At 48.6% G+C, this 20,214-nt stretch carries 20 protein-coding genes and 14 tRNA genes; 33 read left to right on the top strand and 1 reads right to left on the bottom strand.

The genetic code is table 11. From position 1 onward, the window contains the following. Positions 1 to 112: 112 nt before the first annotated feature. The 10 genes from PQI28_RS03465 (at position 113) to argF (ending at position 10,494) form a co-directional block, all read left to right on the top strand. A complete protein-coding gene (locus PQI28_RS03465) occupies positions 113 to 388 on the top strand; it encodes a 4a-hydroxytetrahydrobiopterin dehydratase (protein ID WP_015880543.1) in 276 nt (91 codons plus the stop codon). Then, the gene (locus PQI28_RS03460) at positions 381 to 863 is read left to right on the top strand and encodes a type III secretion system chaperone (RefSeq protein ID WP_224862854.1); all 483 of its coding nucleotides are present in this window, start codon (positions 381 to 383) and stop codon (positions 861 to 863) included. The genes PQI28_RS03465 and PQI28_RS03460 overlap by 8 nt, the downstream gene beginning before the upstream one ends. A 33-nt stretch (positions 864 to 896) precedes the next feature. After that, entirely contained in the window at positions 897 to 1,214 is a 318-nt protein-coding gene (locus PQI28_RS03455) for a hypothetical protein (RefSeq protein WP_339962538.1), read from the top strand. 159 nt (positions 1,215 to 1,373) lie between these two features. Beyond that, on the top strand, positions 1,374 to 2,399 hold the full coding sequence (gene argC, locus PQI28_RS03450) for an N-acetyl-gamma-glutamyl-phosphate reductase (protein ID WP_337874879.1): 1,026 nt from the start codon (positions 1,374 to 1,376) through the stop codon (positions 2,397 to 2,399). Positions 2,400 to 2,410: 11 nt separating this feature from the next. Further along, positions 2,411 to 3,628, top strand: a complete 1,218-nt coding sequence (gene argJ, locus PQI28_RS03445) for a bifunctional glutamate N-acetyltransferase/amino-acid acetyltransferase ArgJ (RefSeq protein WP_339962537.1) — start codon at positions 2,411 to 2,413, stop codon at positions 3,626 to 3,628. After that, a complete protein-coding gene (gene argB / locus PQI28_RS03440) occupies positions 3,625 to 4,404 on the top strand; it encodes an acetylglutamate kinase (protein WP_214785638.1) in 780 nt (259 codons plus the stop codon). Before argJ ends, argB begins: the two co-directional genes overlap by 4 nt. Further along, complete coding sequence (locus tag PQI28_RS03435) at positions 4,364 to 5,509, top strand: acetylornithine transaminase (protein ID WP_339962536.1); 1,146 nt, start codon at positions 4,364 to 4,366, stop codon at positions 5,507 to 5,509. Before argB ends, PQI28_RS03435 begins: the two co-directional genes overlap by 41 nt. Further along, a complete protein-coding gene (locus tag PQI28_RS03430; protein WP_339962535.1) occupies positions 5,506 to 6,558 on the top strand; it encodes a carbamoyl phosphate synthase small subunit in 1,053 nt (350 codons plus the stop codon). The genes PQI28_RS03435 and PQI28_RS03430 overlap by 4 nt, the downstream gene beginning before the upstream one ends. Continuing rightward, on the top strand, positions 6,551 to 9,571 hold the full coding sequence (gene carB, locus PQI28_RS03425) for a carbamoyl-phosphate synthase (glutamine-hydrolyzing) large subunit (RefSeq protein ID WP_339962534.1): 3,021 nt from the start codon (positions 6,551 to 6,553) through the stop codon (positions 9,569 to 9,571). The genes PQI28_RS03430 and carB overlap by 8 nt, the downstream gene beginning before the upstream one ends. Next, the gene (gene argF / locus PQI28_RS03420; RefSeq protein WP_339962533.1) at positions 9,568 to 10,494 is read left to right on the top strand and encodes an ornithine carbamoyltransferase; all 927 of its coding nucleotides are present in this window, start codon (positions 9,568 to 9,570) and stop codon (positions 10,492 to 10,494) included. Before carB ends, argF begins: the two co-directional genes overlap by 4 nt. 35 nt (positions 10,495 to 10,529) lie before the next feature. Here the strand turns inward: argF and PQI28_RS03415 are convergent, their stop codons facing one another. Beyond that, positions 10,530 to 11,255, bottom strand: coding sequence for a rhomboid family intramembrane serine protease (locus tag PQI28_RS03415; protein ID WP_214785643.1), 726 nt, complete (start codon positions 11,253 to 11,255; stop codon positions 10,530 to 10,532). 63 nt (positions 11,256 to 11,318) lie between these two features. On the opposite strand from PQI28_RS03415, the gene acpS reads away from it, so the two are divergent. From acpS to PQI28_RS03300, 23 genes are all read left to right on the top strand, one after another. Continuing rightward, entirely contained in the window at positions 11,319 to 11,687 is a 369-nt protein-coding gene (acpS, locus tag PQI28_RS03410; RefSeq protein WP_214696019.1) for a holo-ACP synthase, read from the top strand. After that, positions 11,674 to 12,750: an alanine racemase gene (gene alr, locus PQI28_RS03405; protein WP_339962531.1), complete on the top strand. Its 1,077-nt coding sequence runs from the start codon at positions 11,674 to 11,676 to the stop codon at positions 12,748 to 12,750. Before acpS ends, alr begins: the two co-directional genes overlap by 14 nt. Positions 12,751 to 12,879: 129 nt before the next feature. After that, positions 12,880 to 13,158: a hypothetical protein gene (locus PQI28_RS03400; protein ID WP_026824473.1), complete on the top strand. Its 279-nt coding sequence runs from the start codon at positions 12,880 to 12,882 to the stop codon at positions 13,156 to 13,158. 5 nt (positions 13,159 to 13,163) lie between these two features. Then, positions 13,164 to 13,514 (top strand): type II toxin-antitoxin system PemK/MazF family toxin, encoded by a 351-nt coding sequence (locus PQI28_RS03395; RefSeq protein ID WP_026824472.1) that lies wholly within the window; start codon positions 13,164 to 13,166, stop codon positions 13,512 to 13,514. A 142-nt stretch (positions 13,515 to 13,656) separates the two neighbouring features. Then, positions 13,657 to 13,983, top strand: a complete 327-nt coding sequence (locus tag PQI28_RS03390; protein ID WP_214696023.1) for an STAS domain-containing protein — start codon at positions 13,657 to 13,659, stop codon at positions 13,981 to 13,983. Beyond that, a complete protein-coding gene (gene rsbW / locus PQI28_RS03385; protein ID WP_214785646.1) occupies positions 13,980 to 14,459 on the top strand; it encodes an anti-sigma B factor RsbW in 480 nt (159 codons plus the stop codon). Before PQI28_RS03390 ends, rsbW begins: the two co-directional genes overlap by 4 nt. Beyond that, a complete protein-coding gene (gene sigB, locus PQI28_RS03380; protein WP_015880560.1) occupies positions 14,425 to 15,225 on the top strand; it encodes an RNA polymerase sigma factor SigB in 801 nt (266 codons plus the stop codon). Before rsbW ends, sigB begins: the two co-directional genes overlap by 35 nt. Before the next feature lie 69 nt (positions 15,226 to 15,294). Next, a complete protein-coding gene (locus tag PQI28_RS03375) occupies positions 15,295 to 17,421 on the top strand; it encodes a Tex family protein (RefSeq protein ID WP_339962530.1) in 2,127 nt (708 codons plus the stop codon). Positions 17,422 to 17,628: 207 nt separating this feature from the next. Continuing rightward, positions 17,629 to 17,703, top strand: a tRNA-Asn gene (locus PQI28_RS03370). Positions 17,704 to 17,712: 9 nt separating this feature from the next. Continuing rightward, a tRNA-Ser gene (locus PQI28_RS03365) sits at positions 17,713 to 17,804 on the top strand. 29 nt (positions 17,805 to 17,833) lie between these two features. After that, positions 17,834 to 17,908, top strand: a tRNA-Glu gene (locus tag PQI28_RS03360). A gap of 16 nt (positions 17,909 to 17,924) precedes the next feature. Then, positions 17,925 to 17,998: transfer RNA gene (locus tag PQI28_RS03355), tRNA-Met, on the top strand. Positions 17,999 to 18,007: 9 nt separating this feature from the next. Continuing rightward, positions 18,008 to 18,083, top strand: a tRNA-Asp gene (locus tag PQI28_RS03350). A gap of 31 nt (positions 18,084 to 18,114) precedes the next feature. Then, positions 18,115 to 18,190 (top strand) — tRNA-Phe (locus PQI28_RS03345). Between the two features lie 5 nt (positions 18,191 to 18,195). Then, a tRNA-Tyr gene (locus PQI28_RS03340) sits at positions 18,196 to 18,279 on the top strand. Between the two features lie 3 nt (positions 18,280 to 18,282). Next, positions 18,283 to 18,353, top strand: a tRNA-Trp gene (locus PQI28_RS03335). A gap of 16 nt (positions 18,354 to 18,369) precedes the next feature. Then, positions 18,370 to 18,445 (top strand) — tRNA-His (locus PQI28_RS03330). Positions 18,446 to 18,452: 7 nt separating this feature from the next. Further along, positions 18,453 to 18,527 (top strand) — tRNA-Gln (locus PQI28_RS03325). A gap of 4 nt (positions 18,528 to 18,531) precedes the next feature. Further along, positions 18,532 to 18,606 (top strand) — tRNA-Gly (locus PQI28_RS03320). 10 nt (positions 18,607 to 18,616) lie between these two features. Beyond that, positions 18,617 to 18,690, top strand: a tRNA-Cys gene (locus PQI28_RS03315). Positions 18,691 to 18,699: 9 nt separating this feature from the next. Continuing rightward, positions 18,700 to 18,780, top strand: a tRNA-Leu gene (locus tag PQI28_RS03310). Between the two features lie 66 nt (positions 18,781 to 18,846). After that, entirely contained in the window at positions 18,847 to 19,770 is a 924-nt protein-coding gene (locus tag PQI28_RS03305) for a HEAT repeat domain-containing protein (RefSeq protein WP_339962529.1), read from the top strand. A gap of 336 nt (positions 19,771 to 20,106) precedes the next feature. Beyond that, positions 20,107 to 20,177: transfer RNA gene (locus PQI28_RS03300), tRNA-Gly, on the top strand. The last annotated feature ends 37 nt before the right edge of the window (positions 20,178 to 20,214 follow it).

Here is a 20,214-nt window from a genome sequence, read left to right as displayed (position 1 = left end):
TGATGGCTATCCATCTCATTCTAAATCATTATACATCATGCGCGGAAGATTATTTTTCTCCGGTTTGGGTAGATTAAGACAGTAGACTGTATAGGGAAAGGGGATTGTGACGATGGTATTATCACAAAGTGAATTGACAGATGAACTGTCACGGTTAAACGGTTGGGAAGAAGTGAACGGGGAGATTCAGAAGACATATCGGCTTGAGACGTTCCCGGAAGCCATCCAGTTCGTCCATCTCGTAGCGGATTTGGCTGAATCGCTCGATCATCATCCGAATATCTTAATCGAGTATCGGAACGTAACATTGACCGTATCGACCCATGACGAAGGGGGCATCACGGAGAAAGACATCACACTCGCGAAAGGGTGTGAGGAGCTTGTCTAAACTGTATATGACCTTCGCGTCAGGTAGTGTGGCCGAGCGTCTCCGGAAAGAGCCGGGCGTGGTCGCGGCAAATGGACATGAAACGATTCTGCTTGCAGAAGGAGAAAAATCTCCGTTCAAAAGTGGAAAAGTGTTTGAGATTGAAGAGGCATCTGGCGAATTCGTCAAAAAAGGAAATATTTTATATGCGAATGTGCCGACGGATGAAAATGCCCGTTCGCTCCTGTTTCATCAATTGTTGACGGAAAAGGCGCCGCTCGGGGTTGGACATGATGGATTTTCGGCATACCGTCTAGGTGTCGACCCAGACGACAATCATGCGGTCTTGTTTATTCAATTCACGTCTGGTGGGAAACACTTCCGAGATACAGCGGACTATGCGGTACTTGAAGACCGCCTGAAACGGGCGGTCGAACAACGAGGTGCAGGTCCTGTCATAAAACACTATGTCGTCACCGAGTCAGATAATCTATAATAAAAGATAACGTCATGTTAGGGGAGGATTTTTATGAACAAGAATTATTTCTGGTTGGGGATGGCTGCGGGTGCAGTAATCGGCGCAGCGGCATCACTTCTCCATAGCGAAACACGCGATCAACAAGTGAGACAATTGAAAGGCATGAAGTCGAAGTTGAAGTCATCGAATACATCGACAGAAGCACACGCGGTCGGTCTTCAAACGTCATCGAAAGGCAACTTGAAAGACCGAGTCATGGAATGGAAATCGCTCTACGAAGAAAACCAAGATACAATTCAAAACCTCGTCGAAGACGTGAAAGACTTAGTCGATGCGCTTCAAGAGGCTCGTCATAAAAATCAAATCTAATCACAGGTCCGGTGCATATGCATCGGACTTTTTTTATGCTCCAAAGCCTTACTACACAAGCAATCATAAAAGTTCGCTGTTTTATATGAATAAAAATACAATTGACAGAATAAATATACATATGGTTCAATCATTTTATTCTTTAGAGGAGGTAGAGAGATGATCACGTGTAGCATCGTCGGCGTAACAGGTTATGCCGGGTTGGAATTGTTGAAGCTGATCGAACAACATCCGACTATCCATTTAGAAAAAGCAATCAGCGATTCGTGCGCCGGGATGACCTTATCGGAACTGTATCCGTGGTTACGAGCAGGTGCACAAAAACTCGAACCGTTTCAAGTGGAGGCCTTAGCAGGAATCGATGTGTTGTTCCTTGCGACACCGAGTGGCGTATCCGCTGACTATATACGACGGTTGGAATCTTTTGATGGGGTGGTCATCGATTTGAGTGGGGACTTGCGATTACCGTCCAACTTGTATGAAACATGGTACGGGAAGCCACCTGTCAACGAAATCATTCAAGCAGAGGCTGTTTACGGATTGACCGAGTGGAATCGAGACAAGCTCTCGACCGCGAAATGGATTTCAAATCCTGGTTGTTATGCGACAGCCGTCTCGCTCGCCTTGTTACCGTTTGTTCATAATGATTGGATTGATCCATTGCATATCATCGTCTCTGCTTGTTCAGGAATCACAGGTGCGGGCAAGGGATTGAGTGAGAAGACGCATCACGCCAAATCGAATGAGAACGTGCAATTGTATAAAATTCACTCCCATCAGCACATTCCTGAAATTGAGCAGACGCTGAATACATGGAGTGAGAAGAAAACAACTGTCTCGATGTCGACGCATTTATTGCCAATCAATCGAGGTATCATGGCGACGATCACAGCTCAGCCGAACGATGACGTTTCAGAAGATGAGTGGGTACGCCGACTGCAGAGCGCGTATGAACACGAACCATTCATCCGAGTGCAGCAAGGTGAACCTGAAATCAAGTCGGTCGTCGGTTCGAATTACTGCGATCTCTGGGTGTACAAAGAAGAACGGACGAATCGACTGACCATCGTGTCGGTCATCGACAATATGCAAAAAGGGGCGGCCGGGCAAGCACTGCAAAATGCGAACGCTCGATTCGGCTTCGAAGAAACGTTAGGACTGTTGAGTCAACCACAATACATTTAGGAGGATGAAGCATGATCGACATCATGGCGACGAAAAAGCCGGGCATCGTATCACCGAAAGGATTTCAAGCGTGTGGCATCCATGCGGGACTAAAGCGAAAACGTAAAGACTTGGCGTTACTCGTTTGTGAACGACCAGCGAGTGCGGCAGCGGTCTATACGACAAATCACTTTCAAGCGGCACCGATTCAAGTGACGAAAGCATCACTGGCCGAATCAAATGGGTACCTTCGGGCAGTATTGATCAATAGTGGTAATGCGAACGCGTGTACAGGAGAACAAGGATTGACAGACGCCTATACGATGCGTGACGTGACAGCGACACAACTAGGAGTGAAACCAGAAGAGGTGGCGGTCGCTTCAACAGGTGTCATCGGTCAGCCGCTTCCGATGACACCACTCGTTAATGGAATCGGTCATCTGCAACCGACAGACGCGTGGGAAGGTGGACAAGCATTCGCTGAAGCCATTTTGACGACTGATACCGGGACGAAACAGACGAGCGTCCAGTACGAAGAGGGAGAAGTGACCGTGACCATCGCGGGGGTCGCCAAAGGATCGGGGATGATTCATCCAAACATGGCGACGATGCTCGGATTCGTCACGACGGATGCCGTCATCTCACCAGAGCTTTTGCAACAAACGTTAAAGAAAAGTGTCGACGCCTCGTTCAACAACATTACGGTAGACGGGGATAGTTCGACGAACGATATGGTACTCGTCATGGCGAGCGGAGCACTCGAAATGGAGGAAATCAAAGAGGGAACTTCAGTACATGAGGCGTTCCAACAGGCGTTGACAGAGGTGTGTCTAGACCTTGCCAAAGCGATTGCGAAAGATGGGGAAGGTGCGACAAAACTCATTGAAGTCAATGTCAGTGGAGCCATATCCGACCAAGAGGCTAGAACAATCGCTAAGCAAATCGTCGGATCTTCCCTTGTGAAGACAGCGGTGTACGGTCAAGATGCCAACTGGGGAAGAATTATTGCCGCCATCGGTGCCGTTCCGTTCCCGGTGAACGTCGGAGCAATCGATCTTCACATCGGTAGTCAACTCGTCCTTCAGAACAGTACCCCTGTCTGGTTCGATGAGACGTATGCGACAGAAGAGATGAGTCGGGATGTCGTCACCATCACGGTCGACTTGAATGACGGGGAAGGAAACGGTCAGGCATACGGGTGTGACTTGACATATGACTACGTCAAAATCAATGCGAGTTATCGGACATGAAGAAGCGGAAAGTCATCAAACTGGGCGGTAGCGTTTGGGACTCGATTGCACCTGAGTACTTTGAGGAGTGGCGTGACTGGATTGAAGCGGGTAATGAACTGCTCATCGTTCACGGGGGTGGACCAAAACTATCGGCGTACTGCACGTCTCAACAGATTGAACCGTTCTTTTTAGACGGACGTCGCGTGACGACAGACGAAGTATTGATTGGGGCTTGGCGAGTATTGGCCGGGGAAATGCAGACAGATGTCGTGTCGACGCTGACACAACATGACATCGATGCGTTTGGCTTATCAGGTGTCGACGGGAATGCGATTGTTGGTCACCGACTCACCGGCCTCGGGAAAGTTGGTGAGGTGGTAGCGATTCGAAATGACGTATTCGAACAATTAATGGATTCTGGTCATGTGCCGGTCGTGACATCGGTGATTGCGAGCGCGGACGGACCGCTGAACTGTAACGGCGATGATTGTGCGGTGGCACTTGCTGTTTCGTTACAAGCGGACGAATTCGAACTTCTGACAGATGTAAATGGCATTCGTATTCATGGTGAATTCCAACCAATGCTACATGAGCGTGACGTGCAAGAAGCGATGGCGAATGGAGAAATCTATGGCGGGATGGTACCGAAAGTAGAGGCATTACTAGCAGCAGTGGCAGGTGGGGTCAAAAGTGCCCGTATCCGAGATGGCAGTGACGCAACACTGGAAGGGACAAGATTATGGGAGGGGAACTATGAATTCGCTTTTACCGACATACGGACCACGAACGATTGAGATCGCGAAAGCGAGCGGATCGTACGTGACGGATGTATCAGGAAACACGTACTTAGACTTTGTGATGGGGATTGCCGTGTGTGGGACAGGACATCGTCATCCATACGTGCAGCAAAAGATTGAAGAGCAATTGAATCAGGTGTGGCATACATCAAACTTATATGTGATATCCGGTCAGCAGCAGGTTGCAGAGAAATTGATGGAAGGAACACATCTCACGCAAGCCTTCTTTTGTAACAGCGGAACAGAAGCGAATGAGGCGGCCTTCAAGTTGGTACGCAAGTGGACGAAGAAGACGAAAATCATCACCTTCACTCAGTCGTTCCATGGACGCACGTTCGCGATGCTCGGGGCGACTGGGCAAGATAAAGTGAAACAAGGATTTGGACCGATGGTGGACGATTTCATTCATGCGCCATTCAACGATATGAATGCACTAGACTTAATCGATGAAGAAACTTCCGCTGTTTGGCTCGAGATCGTGCAGGGCGAAGGTGGTGTCGTCGTGGCGGATCAATCGTGGTTACAGGCATTGCAAGAAATGACAGATAAGTATGACGTGAAAATCGTCGTCGATGAAGTGCAGACTGGCATCGCTCGTACCGGAACACGTTTCGCCTTCGAACAAACACCGCTTCAACCTCATATTGTCACGTTGGCGAAAGGGTTAGGGAGTGGGATCCCGGTCGGGGCGATGTTGACGACCGAAGAAGCGACGGCGATCTTTGGACCCGGGAGTCACGGTTCGACTTTCGGTGGAAATCCGTTGGCGATGGCAGCGGCAGAAGCGACGCTAGATGTTCTCTTCACACAAACGTCCCTTCAACATGTCAAAGACATGGGGGATTACTTGAAGGAAGGACTCACCCGATTCGTGGACGGAGAACGCTTCGTAGAAGTGAGAGGACTTGGATTGATGATTGGACTGGTTTCGACAGAGCCGGTAGCCGAGTGGGTCACGCAATTGGCAGAGGCAGGGTTATTGGTCGTGATGGCGGGTCCCCAGGTCATTCGTTTCCTCCCCTCACTCCTAGTCACGAAATCCGAAATCGACGAGGCATTGACGAAACTTGAACACATTTTACAGAAGGAGGGCGTCGTATGAACGGAAGCATCAGCCTATTGAACGGGATGCAATTTACAGGAACTTGGGAGACGAGTGCACGACACGCAAGTGGCGAAGTCGTGTTCTTCACCGGGATGACGGGCTATCAAGAAGTGTTGACCGATCCGTCATACGCAGGACAAATCATCGCGTTCACTTACCCGCTGATCGGACAATATGGACTGGAATCAGACGGGAACGAAAGTGCTCGCATTCAAGCGGCTGGCGTCCTCGTTCAGACTCTGGCAGACCACGGGGATCGCCCTGCATTGAAGGAGTGGTTTGAAAAGGAAGGGATTCCGGTACTTTCACAAGTCGATGTACGTGCCCTCGTCCATGTGTTACGCGAAGAAGGGGATCAATTCGGAGTCATGTCATCAAACCTAGATGTGAACATTGATACTCAACCTGTCAATCATCTGACAGAGCGTGTCACGACGACTTCTCAGGTTCTAGAAGGCAATGGTGAGAAAGGACATGTCGTCTGTCTCGACTTCGGAGTGAAGGCATCAATGGTTGGAGAAATCGTGAAGCGTGGTTATCGCGTGACGACTGTTCCATATGATACGGCGAAAGATGTCATTACGTCGTTACGACCAGATGCGATTTTAGTATCGAATGGCCCTGGGGACCCGCGAGACCATCTTGGACGGATTGAAGTCATTCGCGAATTGGCATTATCGTATCCGACACTCGGGATTTGCATGGGGCATCAGCTACTCGCCCTTGCGTTCGGTTGCAAAATTGAGAAACAAACATATGGTCATCGGGGCTCGAATCATCCGGTTCGAAACGTTAAGACGAACGAAGTGTGGATGACGTCACAAAACCACGGCTATGTGGTCGAGCGTATGAGTATCGAACAAAGCCCGCTCGAACTGCTCTATGAGAACGTGAATGATCATTCGGTTGAAGGGCTCGTTCATCCGAATGGGCGCCTGTTCACGACGCAGTTCCATCCAGAAGCGAGTCCGGGACCAACTGATGCGCAATCCGTATTCGACCGTTTCGATGAAATGATTCAGCAAGGAGTGAACGTGTATGCATAAAAAAGTACTCGTCATTGGTTCAGGACCAATCGTGATCGGGCAGGCCGCAGAGTTTGATTATTCCGGAACGCAAGCGTGCCAAGCGCTTCGTGAAGCCGGTTGTGAAGTTGTCTTATTGAACTCCAATCCTGCGACGATCATGACGGACCCTGGGATGGCAGATGCGACATATATCGAAGCAATGACCGTACAAAAAGCGACCGCGATCATCGAGAAAGAACGTCCGACTCATGTACTCGCGACAGTCGGTGGACAGACGGCATTGAACTTGGCGCTCGATCTCGAGGAAGCCGGAGTATTGGCGCAATATGAAGTCGAACTACTCGGGACGTCACTTGAAACGATTCGTGATGGAGAAGACCGTGAACGATTCAAACAAAAGATGGAGCTGTTACATGAACCGATTCCGACGTCGACGACGATTGAGTCGATTGAAGAATTGACAGCTTTCATCAAGACGACGGGTGTCCCACTCATCGTTCGACCAGCTTTTACGCTCGGTGGAACAGGTGGCGGCATCGCGACGACGGAAGAAGAAGCATATACGATGGCGCGTCGTGGTCTTGAAGCGAGTCCGATTTCACAATGTTTAGTCGAGAAGAGTATCGCCGGCTATAAAGAGTTTGAATATGAAGTGATGCGCGATGCGTTCGGAACGTGCATTATCGTCTGCAACATGGAAAACATTGACCCGGTCGGTGTGCATACGGGGGACTCCGTCGTATTCGCACCGGCACAAACGCTATCGGATCAGATGCATCAAACGTTGCGGAGTGCTTCGTTTCGAATCGTATCCGAATTAGGTGTGATTGGTGGCTGTAACATTCAGTTCGCCGTTCATCCGACGAAGTCAGAGTACTACGTGATCGAAGTGAATCCTCGTGTCTCGCGGAGCTCAGCGCTCGCGTCAAAAGCGACCGGATATCCGATTGCGAAGATTGCGACACGTCTCGCTCTTGGGGAACCGTTAGACCGTTGCATCAATCCGGTCACAACCAATACGATGGCAAGTTTTGAACCGGCACTCGATTACGTTACGGCGAAAGTGCCCTGCTTCCCATTCGATTTGTTCGCCGAGACAGACCGTGCGCTCGGTCCACAAATGAAAGCGACCGGAGAGAGTATGGCAATGGGGAAAACGTTAGAAGAGGCATTGCAGAAAGCATGGCGTGGCGCCGGGATTGAACAGGCACCGCTTTATCCGAAATGGATGCAGAATGCTACCGTCGAAGGATTGATGAACGAAGTCGAGGCACCGACCGATCGTCGTCTGCATGCTTGTCTTGCCTTACTCGACCGTGAACTCGTGTCTGGTGACGCGTTACAGCGAATCACGGGCATCACCCCACATTTCATTCAGATGTTGAAGCGGATCATCCACATGACGAAGCAAGATTTGATGGAACCGAGTCAGCTGTTACAGGCGAAGCGACTCGGATTCACGGACACGCAGGTTGCCGAGATTATGAATGTACACGTCGCGGACGTCAAGGCGCTTCGGGAAGCGGCTTCGATTCACCCGATATACCAAATGATTGACACGTGTGCGGCCGAGTTTGAAAGCCAGACGCCATATTTTTATGGCTCATGGCACGGGACGACTGAAGTAAAACCGAGTGACAAGACGAAAGTTGCCATCATCGGTGCAGGACCGATTCGAATCGGGCAAGGCATTGAGTTCGACTACAGTTCAGTTCACGCGGTATGGGCGCTTCAAAAGCTCGGTGTGGAAACGATTATGATCAACAACAACCCGGAAACCGTATCGACCGACTTCTCGATTGCGGACAAACTATATGTGGAACCATTGACGAGTGAGGATGTCATGCATGTGCTAGAAGCGGAAGGATGTCACGATGTGTTGATTCAGTTCGGAGGACAGACGGGGATTTCGCTCGCCCATGAATTAGAAGCGGCGGGGTATCACTTGCTCGGTGCGTCTGCACAAACCATCGATCAAATGGAAGATCGGGAACGTTTCTATCAGTTCCTTGATTCGATTGAAGTCGAACACATCCCGGGAGAAGAGGTGTCTTCCCAAATAGAATTGAATGAGGCGGTACAACAACTTGGCTATCCATGTATCCTTCGCCCGTCTTACGTGATCGGCGGGAAAGGGATGCTGCTCATTCGTTCAGAGGAACAGTTAGCAGAGGCGTTACCGAGTCTTGCCTATCCAATCCTTGTCGATCAATATGTAGCGGGACGTGAGCTCGAAGTGGATTGTGTGACAGACGGGGAAACGGTGTATGTGCCAGTTATCCTCGAACAAATCGAAGCGGCGGGTGTCCATTCGGGAGACTCGACGATGGTTTTGCCGCCTGTCGAGACGAGTGAATCGATTCAAGGGAAAGTCGAATCGATCGCCAAACGAATCGGACGGGCACTCGATTATAAGGGAGCCTTGAACATTCAGTTTGTGTTGAAGGAAGAAACAATCTATGTCCTTGAAATCAATCCGCGTGCATCTCGGACCGTACCGATTGTCAGTAAAGTGACGGGCGAACCGTTAATCGAATGGGCGACATATGCGGCTTACGGCTTGCCGTTAGCCGATCACGTTCCGACAAGTCCTTGCACATTGACGAACTATGCGGTGAAGACACCGATTTTCTCGAACGTCAAATTGCCGGGCGTCGACCCGATGACAGGTCCAGTGATGCGTTCGACAGGTGAGACACTCCAGTTCAGTTCACACCCGTATGTGTCAGAACGGTTTACGTATGATGCGTTAACGACACGGGTGATGAACCGTCCGCAGAGTGCATGTGGGAAAGGGTTTGAACAGTTCGGGGATACACCACTTGCAAACGTCACGGATTTCCAACAAGTCGCCATACTATTCTCGGACGCGACCGACGAGCGGGAAGCACGTGAAATCGCCGTCCGAAATGGTGTGCATATCATCTCGTCACGACAGTTGGCTCAGTATTATCAAATGAGTCAGTCACTGACCGACAATCCGGTTCAATCCTTACAGTCCATTCAAATGAGAGAGGAAGTAGCTAAATGACAGTAAAGACGATGCAACACTTTTTGACGATGGAAGAACTGACACCGGGGACGCTCGATGCGTTGCTTCAGTTGGCACGCGACGTCAAACAGTCGCCCCAATCTTTTGCGACCGCACTGACAGGTAAGAAAGTTGCGTTATTGTTTGAGAAGGCATCGACGCGTACGCGCATGTCATTTGAAGTGGGTGTCGTCGAACTAGGCGGATACCCGCTCTTCCTCAGTGGTCAAGATTTGCAAATCGGACGCGGGGAACCGTTGACGGACACGATTCAAGTGATGAGTCGGTATGTGGACGCATTGATGATTCGGACGTTTGCCCATGAAACAGTCGAGACGTTGGCGCAACACGGATCGATTCCGATTATGAACGGATTGACAGACTTGCATCACCCCTGCCAAGTGCTCGCAGATTTATTGACGATTGAAGAACATTTCGGCAGTCGTTCGGGGAAAGTGTTGACGTATATCGGAGATGGGAACAACATGGCACATTCGCTCATGATCGGCGGTGCGCTGAGTGGGATGCATATCCGCATCGCGTCGCCGAGCGGATACACTGTCGATCAGGCGATTTATGAGAATGCACAGAAGTTGGCTCAGACGACTGGGGGCAGTATTACGTTGTTTGATGATCCGACGCTTGCTGTGAACGAGGCGGATGTTGTCTACACGGACGTCTTTGCGAGTATGGGACAAGAACAGGAAGCCGATGAACGACTGTTGAAATTCGAAGGATTCCAAGTGAACGGTCACTTGATGGCACTTGCGAAAACAGATGCAATTTTCCTTCATTGTTTACCGGCGCATCGCGGGGAAGAAGTGACGGCTGATGTGATTGATGGACCACAGTCATGGGTGTTCAATCAAGCCGAGAATCGCTTACACGCACAGAAGGCTTTGATGCTGACATTATTGACGTAACGACAAAGGGTGACACGCCGTGTGTCACCCTTTTGTTATAGGAACTGTGCCAATAAACCGAAAACTGCCAGTCCGATGATGATGTAGAAGAACCATTTTCCGTCCCCGGAATGAATAATTGGGGGCGCGTACGAACGTTGCTTATACTTCCCGTAGCGCATTGGGCGTGTATACGGAACGGCATACCGGGAGAGTGGAATGGCAAGTAAAAATCCTGCCAAAAAGCCATACACGTGGCCCCAAAGCGAAACGTTCGAACCGATGAGTGTAAAGACGGCACTGATGGCGACGAAGATATAGACCAAGCGGGCATCTTGGCTAAGCATCAACGTGCGACGGAAGCGACCGATGAACACATAGAATCCGAGAATGGCCAAGATGGCACCTGACGCACCAGCTTGTAGATAAAACAAATTACTGACGGTGAAGTAGGTGAACAAGTTGGCAAGTGCTCCGGCGAATACATAAAATAGGGCAAACTTCACATGCCCGACCATGCGTTCCATCGCTGGTCCGAAGATGATCAGCGCAAACGAATTAAATAGTAAGTGGCCGAGACTTAAATGAATAAAGTTGGCCGTCACCAAGCGATACCATTGCCCATCGGCGAGTGCCAAATGAAACGACCCGCCTGTTGACACGATTCGTAAACCAGGAGCGAAAGAATCGATGACAAACACAAGGAGTTGGATTACAATGAACAGCGTTACGAGTGGATATGCCCGTACAAACGTTTGTACATTTTCCGTACGACTAAACATAACATCACCTCTTTCTCCAATTGTATAGGGAAACGGGGAAAAAAGGAAAGGAGCGAGTGTCCTGTGATTGTAGGAATCGGAGTCGATATCGTCGAGCTTGATCGGATGGCTCGCTCGATGAAACAACCGCGTTTTTTAAAGCGCCTGCTCACCGATGCAGAGTATGAGCTTGTTCAACAATACCCACTGCCGCGTCAAATCGAGTTTGTTTCGGGTCGGTTTGCCGCAAAAGAAGCTTATGCCAAGGCAATCGGCACCGGAATCGCGCACGGTCTATCGTGGCGCCATATTGAAATTTTACCAGATGAGACAGGTCGACCTGTCATGACTGCGCCGTTTTCGGGACGAATTCATGTCAGCATCAGTCACAGCAGTGCATATGCCGTCGCACAAGTCATCTTAGAAGAGGAGGGGCAACATGTTTCGTCCTAGTCGAATCGAGATTGATCGGGCGACCATCGCCCATAACATACAAGAGTTAATACAACGTATCCCGCAAGACATCATGGCGGTCGTCAAAGCGAATGCCTACGGTCATGGGGCTGTTGAAGTAGCGAATATTGCCCTTCAGAATGGAGCGACGATGCTTGGGGTCGCTTTATTAGAAGAAGCAATCGAACTTCGGGATGCAGGGATCGAGGCACCGATTTTAGTCATGGAAGCGCAATTTCCCCAATATGCAGGGATTGCAGCAGAACGAGACGTCACGTTGTCCGTTTTTTCTGCCGAATGGTTAAAAGAAGCTGCTGCTTATATAGAAGAAAAACCGTTGACGGTTCATATTAAAGTCGACACAGGAATGGGACGTCTTGGTCTTCGTACGCGAGAGCAGCTTGATGCGTTGCTTGAAGAAGCGAACGATTCATTTGTCATTGAAGGCATCTACACCCACTTTGCGACAGCGGATGAACTTGATAGCGACTTGTACTACACACAACAAGAACGTTTCGAACGCTTGATGGATGGTTTACATGAGCGGTTCCGCTATATTCATACGTCCAATTCAGCAGGGGCCATCCGAATGGCAGGACAAGATGTTCCTTATAATCTGGTCCGTGTCGGGATTGCAATCTATGGTTTATATCCGTCACATGAGATGGAAACATTCTATTCGTTCCTCCGCCCGGCCTTTACGTTGAAGAGCCAGCTGATGCAGGTGAAGCGTCTCGAGGCAGGTCAAACGATCAGTTACGGAGCGACCTATACGACATCGACCGATGAATGGATTGGTACCGTCCCAGTCGGATATGCGGACGGCTGGTTACGGAAGGCGAGCGGATTTGAAGTTGAAGTAAATGGTGTTCGTTGTCCGATTGTGGGACGTGTCTGCATGGATCGCTTCATGATCCGACTTCCAAAAGAGTTTCCGGTCGGTATGGATGTGACACTTGTCGGTGGAAACGTCACCATTGATGAACTTGCGTCATATTTGGGGACGATTAACTATGAGATCGTTTGCCAGTTCACGAGTCGATTACCGCGTCACTATGTGTGAATCACAAATCGTGTGAAATTATCTGAATTCTTTCTCGATTTCTCTATATTTTCCCATTCCCGCGTGTTATATTGATAAAGAACGCGGGAGATGTTCCGCCAGTCCATGAAACGATTCTGGAGGTGTAAGATGTTGAAGCAGCGAACTGCGGGTGCGCTAGCGTCCGTCCCAGATCGGTTCTCGCAACAAGGGGGTCCGATTTCGATGAAAGACCGTGAAACACTGTCCTTGAACGATGTAGTGACATACCTGTCTAAAGAAATTGCTGATCGACAACAAACACTGCGTGAAGAATTGGCGAAAGGCTATCAAGAGATGGCCGCGTTTAACTTGAATATGGCAGAAGAGATGCTAACGATTGAAGCCGAAGCCGAACACGCTCTCTTACGTCAAGTAAGTGGGGTGTGAGCAGAGTGATCGTAAAGCGTGGTGACGTATTTTATGCGAATCTGTCGCCCGTAGTCGGCTCAGAGCAAGGTGGCGTTCGACCCGTTCTCATCGTACAGAACGACATCGGCAATCGCTTTAGCCCGACCGTCATTGTCGCTGCGATTACAGCTCAGATTCAAAAAGCAAAACTGCCGACTCATGTGGAAGTATATCAAGAGAAGCATGGACTCGAGAGAGACTCTGTGATTTTACTTGAGCAGATTCGAACGATTGATAAGCGTCGTCTGACGGATAAAGTCACTCATCTTGATGATGAGACGATGCATAAAGTTGACCGAGCGCTAGAGATTAGTATGGGATTGATCCCTCTCTAGCCTTACATAGATCAAGACTGGTACATAGGTATCGGTCTTTTTTTAAACATTTTTAAAAAAAGTGGTTTAAGATTTTGATAGTGGGGAATTAAAGTAAATCGTACTCAATTTATCTGTACGGACATTTAGGAGGGAATAGACGATGGATTTATCGATTCGTGAGCAAGTCATTGGAGAACAATTACACCTTTACGTATCCGGAGAAGTGGATACATATACTGCACCAAAATTGAAAGAAGTATTGCATCCGGCCATCAGTGAGCAAGATGTGGTCGTTCATTTAGACGAAGTGGAGTATATGGACTCGACAGGTCTCGGTGTGTTCGTCGGGGCGTTGAAAATTGCCACGCGTAACGAAAAAGAGTTGTCACTTGTCGGGGTTACGGAGCGAGTCAATCGTCTATTCGAATTGACGGGTCTTCACAAACTTCTTTCAATTAATTCGAACGTAAGAGGTGGCACGCAATGAACAATGTTGAACAGACGGTCATGACGTTCCCGGCCAAACCCGAATATGTCGGTGTGGTTCGATTAGTCGTTTCAGGAATCGCTAACCGTATGGGATATACGTACGACGAGATCGAAGATATTAAAATCGCGGTCTCGGAAGCATGCGGCAACGCAGTCCAGCATGCATATGAAGAGCATCAAGATGGAGAGGTCAAACTCGCTTGTGGCGTATATGCAGATCGTCTTGAAATCACGATTGAAGATTCAGGCAAGACGTTCGCAGATGATGTGAAGCGTCAAGCGGCTCCGGTCGAAGAGACGACAGAAATTGAATCGCTCCACGAAGGAGGACTTGGTCTCTTCCTTATCGAAGCGTTAATGGACGATGTCTCGATCAATAAAGACAACGGTGTCAAAGTGACGATGACAAAACTCCTTAACAGGGACGAGGTGGATCAGAGTGCCAGCAAAATCTCAACAACGCCATCACAGTGATGACGAGGTACTAGAGTGGATTGAACGCTACCAACAAGACGATCAAAACGAAGAAGTGCAAATGCTACTCATCAATCGCTATTCGGACCTCGTTGAAGCACTCGCCCGTAAGTTTTCGCGTGGACGAGCGATTCACGATGATCTCGTGCAAGTTGGGATGATTGGGTTATTGGCGGCACTTCGTCGATTTGACCCAGAATTCGGTCGTAGCTTCGAATCGTTTGCCGTCCCAACCATCATCGGTGAAATCAAGCGATTCATCCGCGATAAAACATGGAGTGTCCATGTTCCACGTCGGATTAAAGAGCTCGGACCGAAAATTAAGAAGACGGTCGAAGAGTTGACGACTGAATTGCAACGTTCTCCGCGAATCGATGAGATTGCCGATCATCTTGGCGTATCAGACGAAGAAATTCTTGAAACGCTTGAGATGGGCAAGAGTTATCAAGCGCTATCGGTCGATAGTTCAATCGAAGCGGATAACGAAGGCAGTACGGTCACGTTGCTCGACTTGGTCGGTAGCCAAGAGCGTGGATATGAATCGGTCGACCAACGTCTCATTCTAGAGAAAGCGTTCAACGTCCTAAATGAACGGGAACGCGCCATCTTAGAATGCGCCTACTATAAGAATATGAGTCAAAAAGAGACTGGAGAACTTCTTGGGATCTCGCAGATGCATGTCTCCCGTTTGCAACGGCGAGCACTCGAAAAACTGCGTGAAGCCATCAAAGTCCCACTCAATGAAGTATTCTCAAGCGATGACTAATCGAGTCATCGCTTTTTTGTTTGAATGTTTGCTACACTTTGGAAGAGATCATAAAAGGAAGTGATTCAAGTGATTACGAAAGTGGCTAAGGCGTTAAACTTGAAAGTGAACCAAGTAGAAACGGTTCAACAGCTCGCATCTGAAGGGGCGACGATTCCGTTCATGGCCCGTTACCGGAAAGAAATGACGGGGAACCTGGATGAAGTCGAAATCAAAGCAATCTTGGACGCCCTTCAATATGAAGAAAGTCTGCAAAAACGGAAAACGGATGTTCTTGCTAAGTTAGAAGAGCTGGAAAAGAATACACCTGAACTAACGAAGGCGTTAGAGGCAGCGACAACCCTTCAGCAAGTGGAAGATATCTACTTACCATATCGTCCGAAACGGCGGACGAAAGCGGAACAAGGACGTGAGAAAGGGTTGCAGCCACTTGCGGACTGGTTCCGAGACAAGTCTCCTTACTCGACAGATATGGTTGAAGAGCTCTCGAAGGGTTTAGCGCTAGAAGAAGCCATTCCGCTCGTACATGCCATCATCGGGGAAGAATGGGGGGAAGAAGCAAAATTAAGACAGATGCTTCGCGACCGTGTACGCAAAGAAGGCTTGTTGCGTTCGAAGAAGAAAAAACAAGCGGAAGACGAAAAAGAGATCTTTGCGCAGTATTATGAATATGAAGAGAAAATTGCGGGGATTGTCCCACACCGCGTACTCGCCTTGAACCGTGGGGAGCGCACTGATGTTCTTCAAGTGAAAGTCATTTTTGACGAGACGCGTTTCATGGATCAAGCGCTTCGTACATATGAGCGACTTCCAAAAGAGAAGCGTGAAGTTGTCGAAGCGGCCGTGACGGAGGCTTATAAAAGATCTGTCTTCCCAGCCATTGAACGAGAGATTCGTGGTGAATTGACCGATAAGGCAGAGGAGCAGGCAATCGATGTGTTCTCGAAAAACTTAAAGCAACTCTACATGCAACCGCCTCTTCGCGAGGTCGTCGTCTTGGGGATTGACCCGGCATATCGGACAGGATGCAAATGGGCGGTCGTCAATGAAATCGGAAAAGTCGAAGAGGTCGGTGTCTTCTATCCGACGGCTCCGAAGCACGATATCGATGGAGCGGAGAAAGTGTTAACGAGACTCGCGAAAAAATACCCAATTTCCGTTATTGTCGTCGGAAACGGTACGGCATCAAGGGAGACCGAACAATTCGTTGCGGATTGGTTAAAGAAAGCAGAGCGTGAGATTGCTTACGCGATTGTGAACGAAGCGGGAGCGAGTGTCTATTCTGCATCGGAAGTCGCACGTAGTGAATTTCCGGACTTAAAAGTAGAGGAACGGTCAGCCGTCTCGATTGCACGCCGAATCCAGGATGCGATGGCGGAACTCGTCAAAGTCGATCCACAGTCGGTCGGTGTCGGGCAATATCAGCATGATGTGAGTCAGAATAAACTGAAGGCATCTTTAGAATTCGTCGTGGAGAGCGTGGTTAACATGGTCGGAATCGATGTGAACCGTGCCTCGGAGTCTTTATTGACTTATGTATCTGGACTGAACAAAACGACTGCCAAAAATATTGTGGCATATCGTGAAGAAAATGGACGCTTTGAAACGAGAAAGGAAATTAAGAAAGTGCCAAGACTTGGGGCGAAGGCATTCGAACAAGCGGCTGGATTCTTGCGAATCATGAATGGGAAGGATGTTCTCGACCAGACGGAGATTCACCCGGAAAGTTATTCCCTCGCACTATCAATCTTAAAAGAAATTGGATCCTCGAAAGCTGAGGTCGGAACAGCTGCATTGCGTGAACGGTTACAACAAGTTGATGCGAATGTATTAAGTGAGCGATTAGATGCGGGACTTCCAACCGTCAAGGATATCTTGAAGTCGTTAGCGAAACCAGGACGTGACCCACGGGAAGATATTCAAAAGCCATTACTGCGCACAGATGTCATGAGTCTTGAAGACCTTCAAGTCGGAATGGAATTCCAAGGGACCGTTCGAAACGTCATTGATTTTGGTGCGTTCGTGGATATTGGTGTAAAACAGGATGGACTCGTCCATATTTCGAAATTATCGAATCGCTACGTGAAGCATCCGTTAGATGTCGTGGCGGTCGGTGATATCGTTACGGTATGGATCGAACAGGTCGATGTCAACCGGGGACGAATTAGTTTGACGATGCTTGAACCGAACAGTTAATAAGAAGAAACTCGAATCAGGTAAAATGTTTTTCATTTTACCTGATTTTTTTTAGAAAAAGTGTTGACGGTCTTTTTGTACCGTGATATCTTATAGAAGTCGCCGAGAGACGGCATGCGAAATAAAAGTTTTTCTAAGAAAGTGATTGACAGGTTTCTGGTTTGCGGTTACAATATAAATCGTTACTTCGATAATTTCAAGCAACGTTCCGCAATAGCTCAGTGGTAGAGCAACCGGCTGTTAACCGGTAGGTCGTAGGTTCAAATCCTACTTGCGGAGCCATTTTATTTTGGAGACGTACCCAAGAGGCTATAAGGGGCTCCCCTGCTAAGGGAGTAGGCTGGGAAACCGGTGCGAGGGTTCGAATCCCTCCGTCTCCGCCACTTAAAATTACTTAGAAGACACATACACTGGCCCGTTGGTCAAGCGGTTAAGACACCGCCCTTTCACGGCGGTAACACGGGTTCGAATCCCGTACGGGTCACCATTTAATTTTATATCGTCGCGGGGTGGAGCAGTCTGGTAGCTCGTCGGGCTCATAACCCGAAGGTCGTCGGTTCAAATCCGGCCCCCGCAATTAATGTCCGGTCTCGTGGTGTAGGGGTTAACATGCCTGCCTGTCACGCAGGAGATCGCGGGTTCGAATCCCGTCGAGACCGCCATTTTTATTCTTAAAAAATCAAGACTACATATGGCTTTGTAGCTCAGTTGGTAGAGCAAAGGACTGAAAATCCTTGTGTCGGCGGTTCGATTCCGTCCAAAGCCACCATATGTGGGGGGGTAGCGAAGTGGCTAAACGCGGCGGACTGTAAATCCGCTCCCTCGGGTTCGGCGGTTCGAATCCGCCCCCCCCCACCACTTAGGGGCATAGTTTAGCGGTAGAACTACGGTCTCCAAAACCGTCAGCGCGGGTTCGATTCCTGCTGCCCCTGTTTTAATTTAATCATGGCGATTGTGGCGAAGTGGTTAACGCACCGGATTGTGATTCCGGCATTCGAGGGTTCAATTCCCTTCAGTCGCCCCATTATTATTGGGCTGTAGCCAAGTGGTAAGGCATCGGATTTTGATTCCGACATGCGAAGGTTCGATCCCTTCCAGCCCAGCCATTTTGCGGAAGTAGTTCAGTGGTAGAATACGACCTTGCCAAGGTCGGGGTCGCGGGTTCGAATCCCGTCTTCCGCTCCAATGACTTTTTGGCGCCATAGCCAAGTGGTAAGGCAGAGGACTGCAACTCCTCTATCGTCGGTTCGATTCCGACTGGCGCCTCCAACATAATATGCCGGTGTGGCGGAATTGGTAGACGCGCACGACTCAAAATCGTGTTCCTCTGGAGTGTCGGTTCGACTCCGACCACCGGTATCCGTATGACTCTAACTGAGGTTAGGGTCTTTTTTGTATATAAAAATGTATTGAGGTGATCTTGATATGACGGAGCAACAATTACTCGATTTAATCGAACGAATGAATCACCAAGGTGATACAAATACGAGTGATGACTCCATCTCGTGGCATGCATTTCGTTATGCCGAGACGCTACAAGACCGGACTATTATTCCTCTCGCAATCGATTTGGTCGAGCGATTAGAATCGCATGAACAACGTGACTCGCTATATTTTATCCTCTACCATATTGGGCGACACCTAGGTGATCGTGATGTCTTTTTGTTTCTCGTTGATCGGTTAGGTCTTGAATCGAACAAATATGTATTGTCGAGTTTATTAGGGCATCTCGCAACACTAGACGATGGGTATCAAGGGATTGTATCTGTAAAACAATTGGTTCCGTATGCGACACACTCCGCTTGGCAGGTTAAATATGATGCTATTCAGGTGTTTCATCTTTGTGATCCAATTGAAGCCGAATGTTTCTTACGTACCCAATTAGCGGTTCAAGCTCATGATGCAATGGCTCTTCAATATCTTGTTGGGGAACTGTCGTACGTAGGAAATAAGGAAACGATTCCGTCTCTTATCAAGCTAGCGGAACATCAGAACGGAGGCGTAGCATCATCTGCGATTCGAACACTTACACAACTCGGCGATGAGTCGCTATTACCTCTATTTATTGAATGTATGAGTCGTCGTTCGATTGAAGTGAAGTATAGTGCACTGTGCGCAATTGATGTTCATGGAGATGAACATGCTGTTCCGATTATAATCCAACGTGTCCGGCAACTGATCAGTCGAAAGCGAATCGTTGAGGACGACGCGTTGATTGTGGCGATGACTTTTCTTTCTCGCTATCCTGATCACGTAGACGTGATTCGAATATTTGACTGGATTCTTAAGAAAAAGTGGAGCTTCTTGTTTTCTCACGAACAAGAGTGGCTGCGACGACAGAATATTTGATTTTAGAAAGAGTATCCTGAAACTTACTTGAATGAATCTCCATTGTGAGAAGGAGTGAGGGCAAAATAACCATACCTAAGATTGCTTCCTTTAGATCAATATGTATCAATCAGAACGCTTGATGGAGTTGACATATGCCGAGACAGAAGGGCATGGACGAGCATTTCGCGTGATCAGACCACTTGAATCGTTATTTGTACAAACATAATATTAGTGATTAAGGTATATTGAAATATTTTTTTCGGTGATTTTAGAAAAACTTACGAATACTTGTTGACAGTTTAATGGTATAGGTGTATATTAACTGTAGTCGCTTGAACGACAACAATATTTCATGCGGGTGTAGTTTAATGGTAAAACCTCAGCCTTCCAAGCTGATGACGAGAGTTCGATTCTCTTCACCCGCTTCACATCTCTCTGCCGAGTGGCGGAGAGATTTTTTGT

Source organism: Exiguobacterium sp. USCH10 (assembly GCF_037619445.1).
GTDB classification, from domain to species: domain Bacteria; phylum Bacillota; class Bacilli; order Exiguobacteriales; family Exiguobacteriaceae; genus Exiguobacterium; species Exiguobacterium aestuarii_A.
Note: the sequence above shows the minus strand (reverse complement) of the source record. Positions and strands in the feature narration are given on the sequence as shown.

Bases quoted from the DNA above. Each gene is read 5' to 3' on its own strand.
- PQI28_RS03465 (WP_015880543.1), top strand. From the start codon at position 113: ATGGTATTATCACAAAGTGAATTGACAGATGAACTGTCACGGTTAAAC.
- PQI28_RS03455 (WP_339962538.1), top strand. From the start codon at position 897: ATGAACAAGAATTATTTCTGGTTGGGGATGGCTGCGGGTGCAGTAATC.
- argC (WP_337874879.1), top strand. From the start codon at position 1,374: ATGATCACGTGTAGCATCGTCGGCGTAACAGGTTATGCCGGGTTGGAA.
- argJ (WP_339962537.1), top strand. From the start codon at position 2,411: ATGATCGACATCATGGCGACGAAAAAGCCGGGCATCGTATCACCGAAA.
- argB (WP_214785638.1), top strand. From the start codon at position 3,625: ATGAAGAAGCGGAAAGTCATCAAACTGGGCGGTAGCGTTTGGGACTCG.
- PQI28_RS03435 (WP_339962536.1), top strand. From the start codon at position 4,364: ATGAATTCGCTTTTACCGACATACGGACCACGAACGATTGAGATCGCG.
- PQI28_RS03430 (WP_339962535.1), top strand. From the start codon at position 5,506: ATGAACGGAAGCATCAGCCTATTGAACGGGATGCAATTTACAGGAACT.
- carB (WP_339962534.1), top strand. From the start codon at position 6,551: ATGCATAAAAAAGTACTCGTCATTGGTTCAGGACCAATCGTGATCGGG.
- argF (WP_339962533.1), top strand. From the start codon at position 9,568: ATGACAGTAAAGACGATGCAACACTTTTTGACGATGGAAGAACTGACA.
- PQI28_RS03415 (WP_214785643.1), bottom strand. From the start codon at position 11,255: ATGTTTAGTCGTACGGAAAATGTACAAACGTTTGTACGGGCATATCCA.
- alr (WP_339962531.1), top strand. From the start codon at position 11,674: ATGTTTCGTCCTAGTCGAATCGAGATTGATCGGGCGACCATCGCCCAT.
- PQI28_RS03400 (WP_026824473.1), top strand. From the start codon at position 12,880: ATGTTGAAGCAGCGAACTGCGGGTGCGCTAGCGTCCGTCCCAGATCGG.
- PQI28_RS03390 (WP_214696023.1), top strand. From the start codon at position 13,657: ATGGATTTATCGATTCGTGAGCAAGTCATTGGAGAACAATTACACCTT.
- rsbW (WP_214785646.1), top strand. From the start codon at position 13,980: ATGAACAATGTTGAACAGACGGTCATGACGTTCCCGGCCAAACCCGAA.
- PQI28_RS03305 (WP_339962529.1), top strand. From the start codon at position 18,847: ATGACGGAGCAACAATTACTCGATTTAATCGAACGAATGAATCACCAA.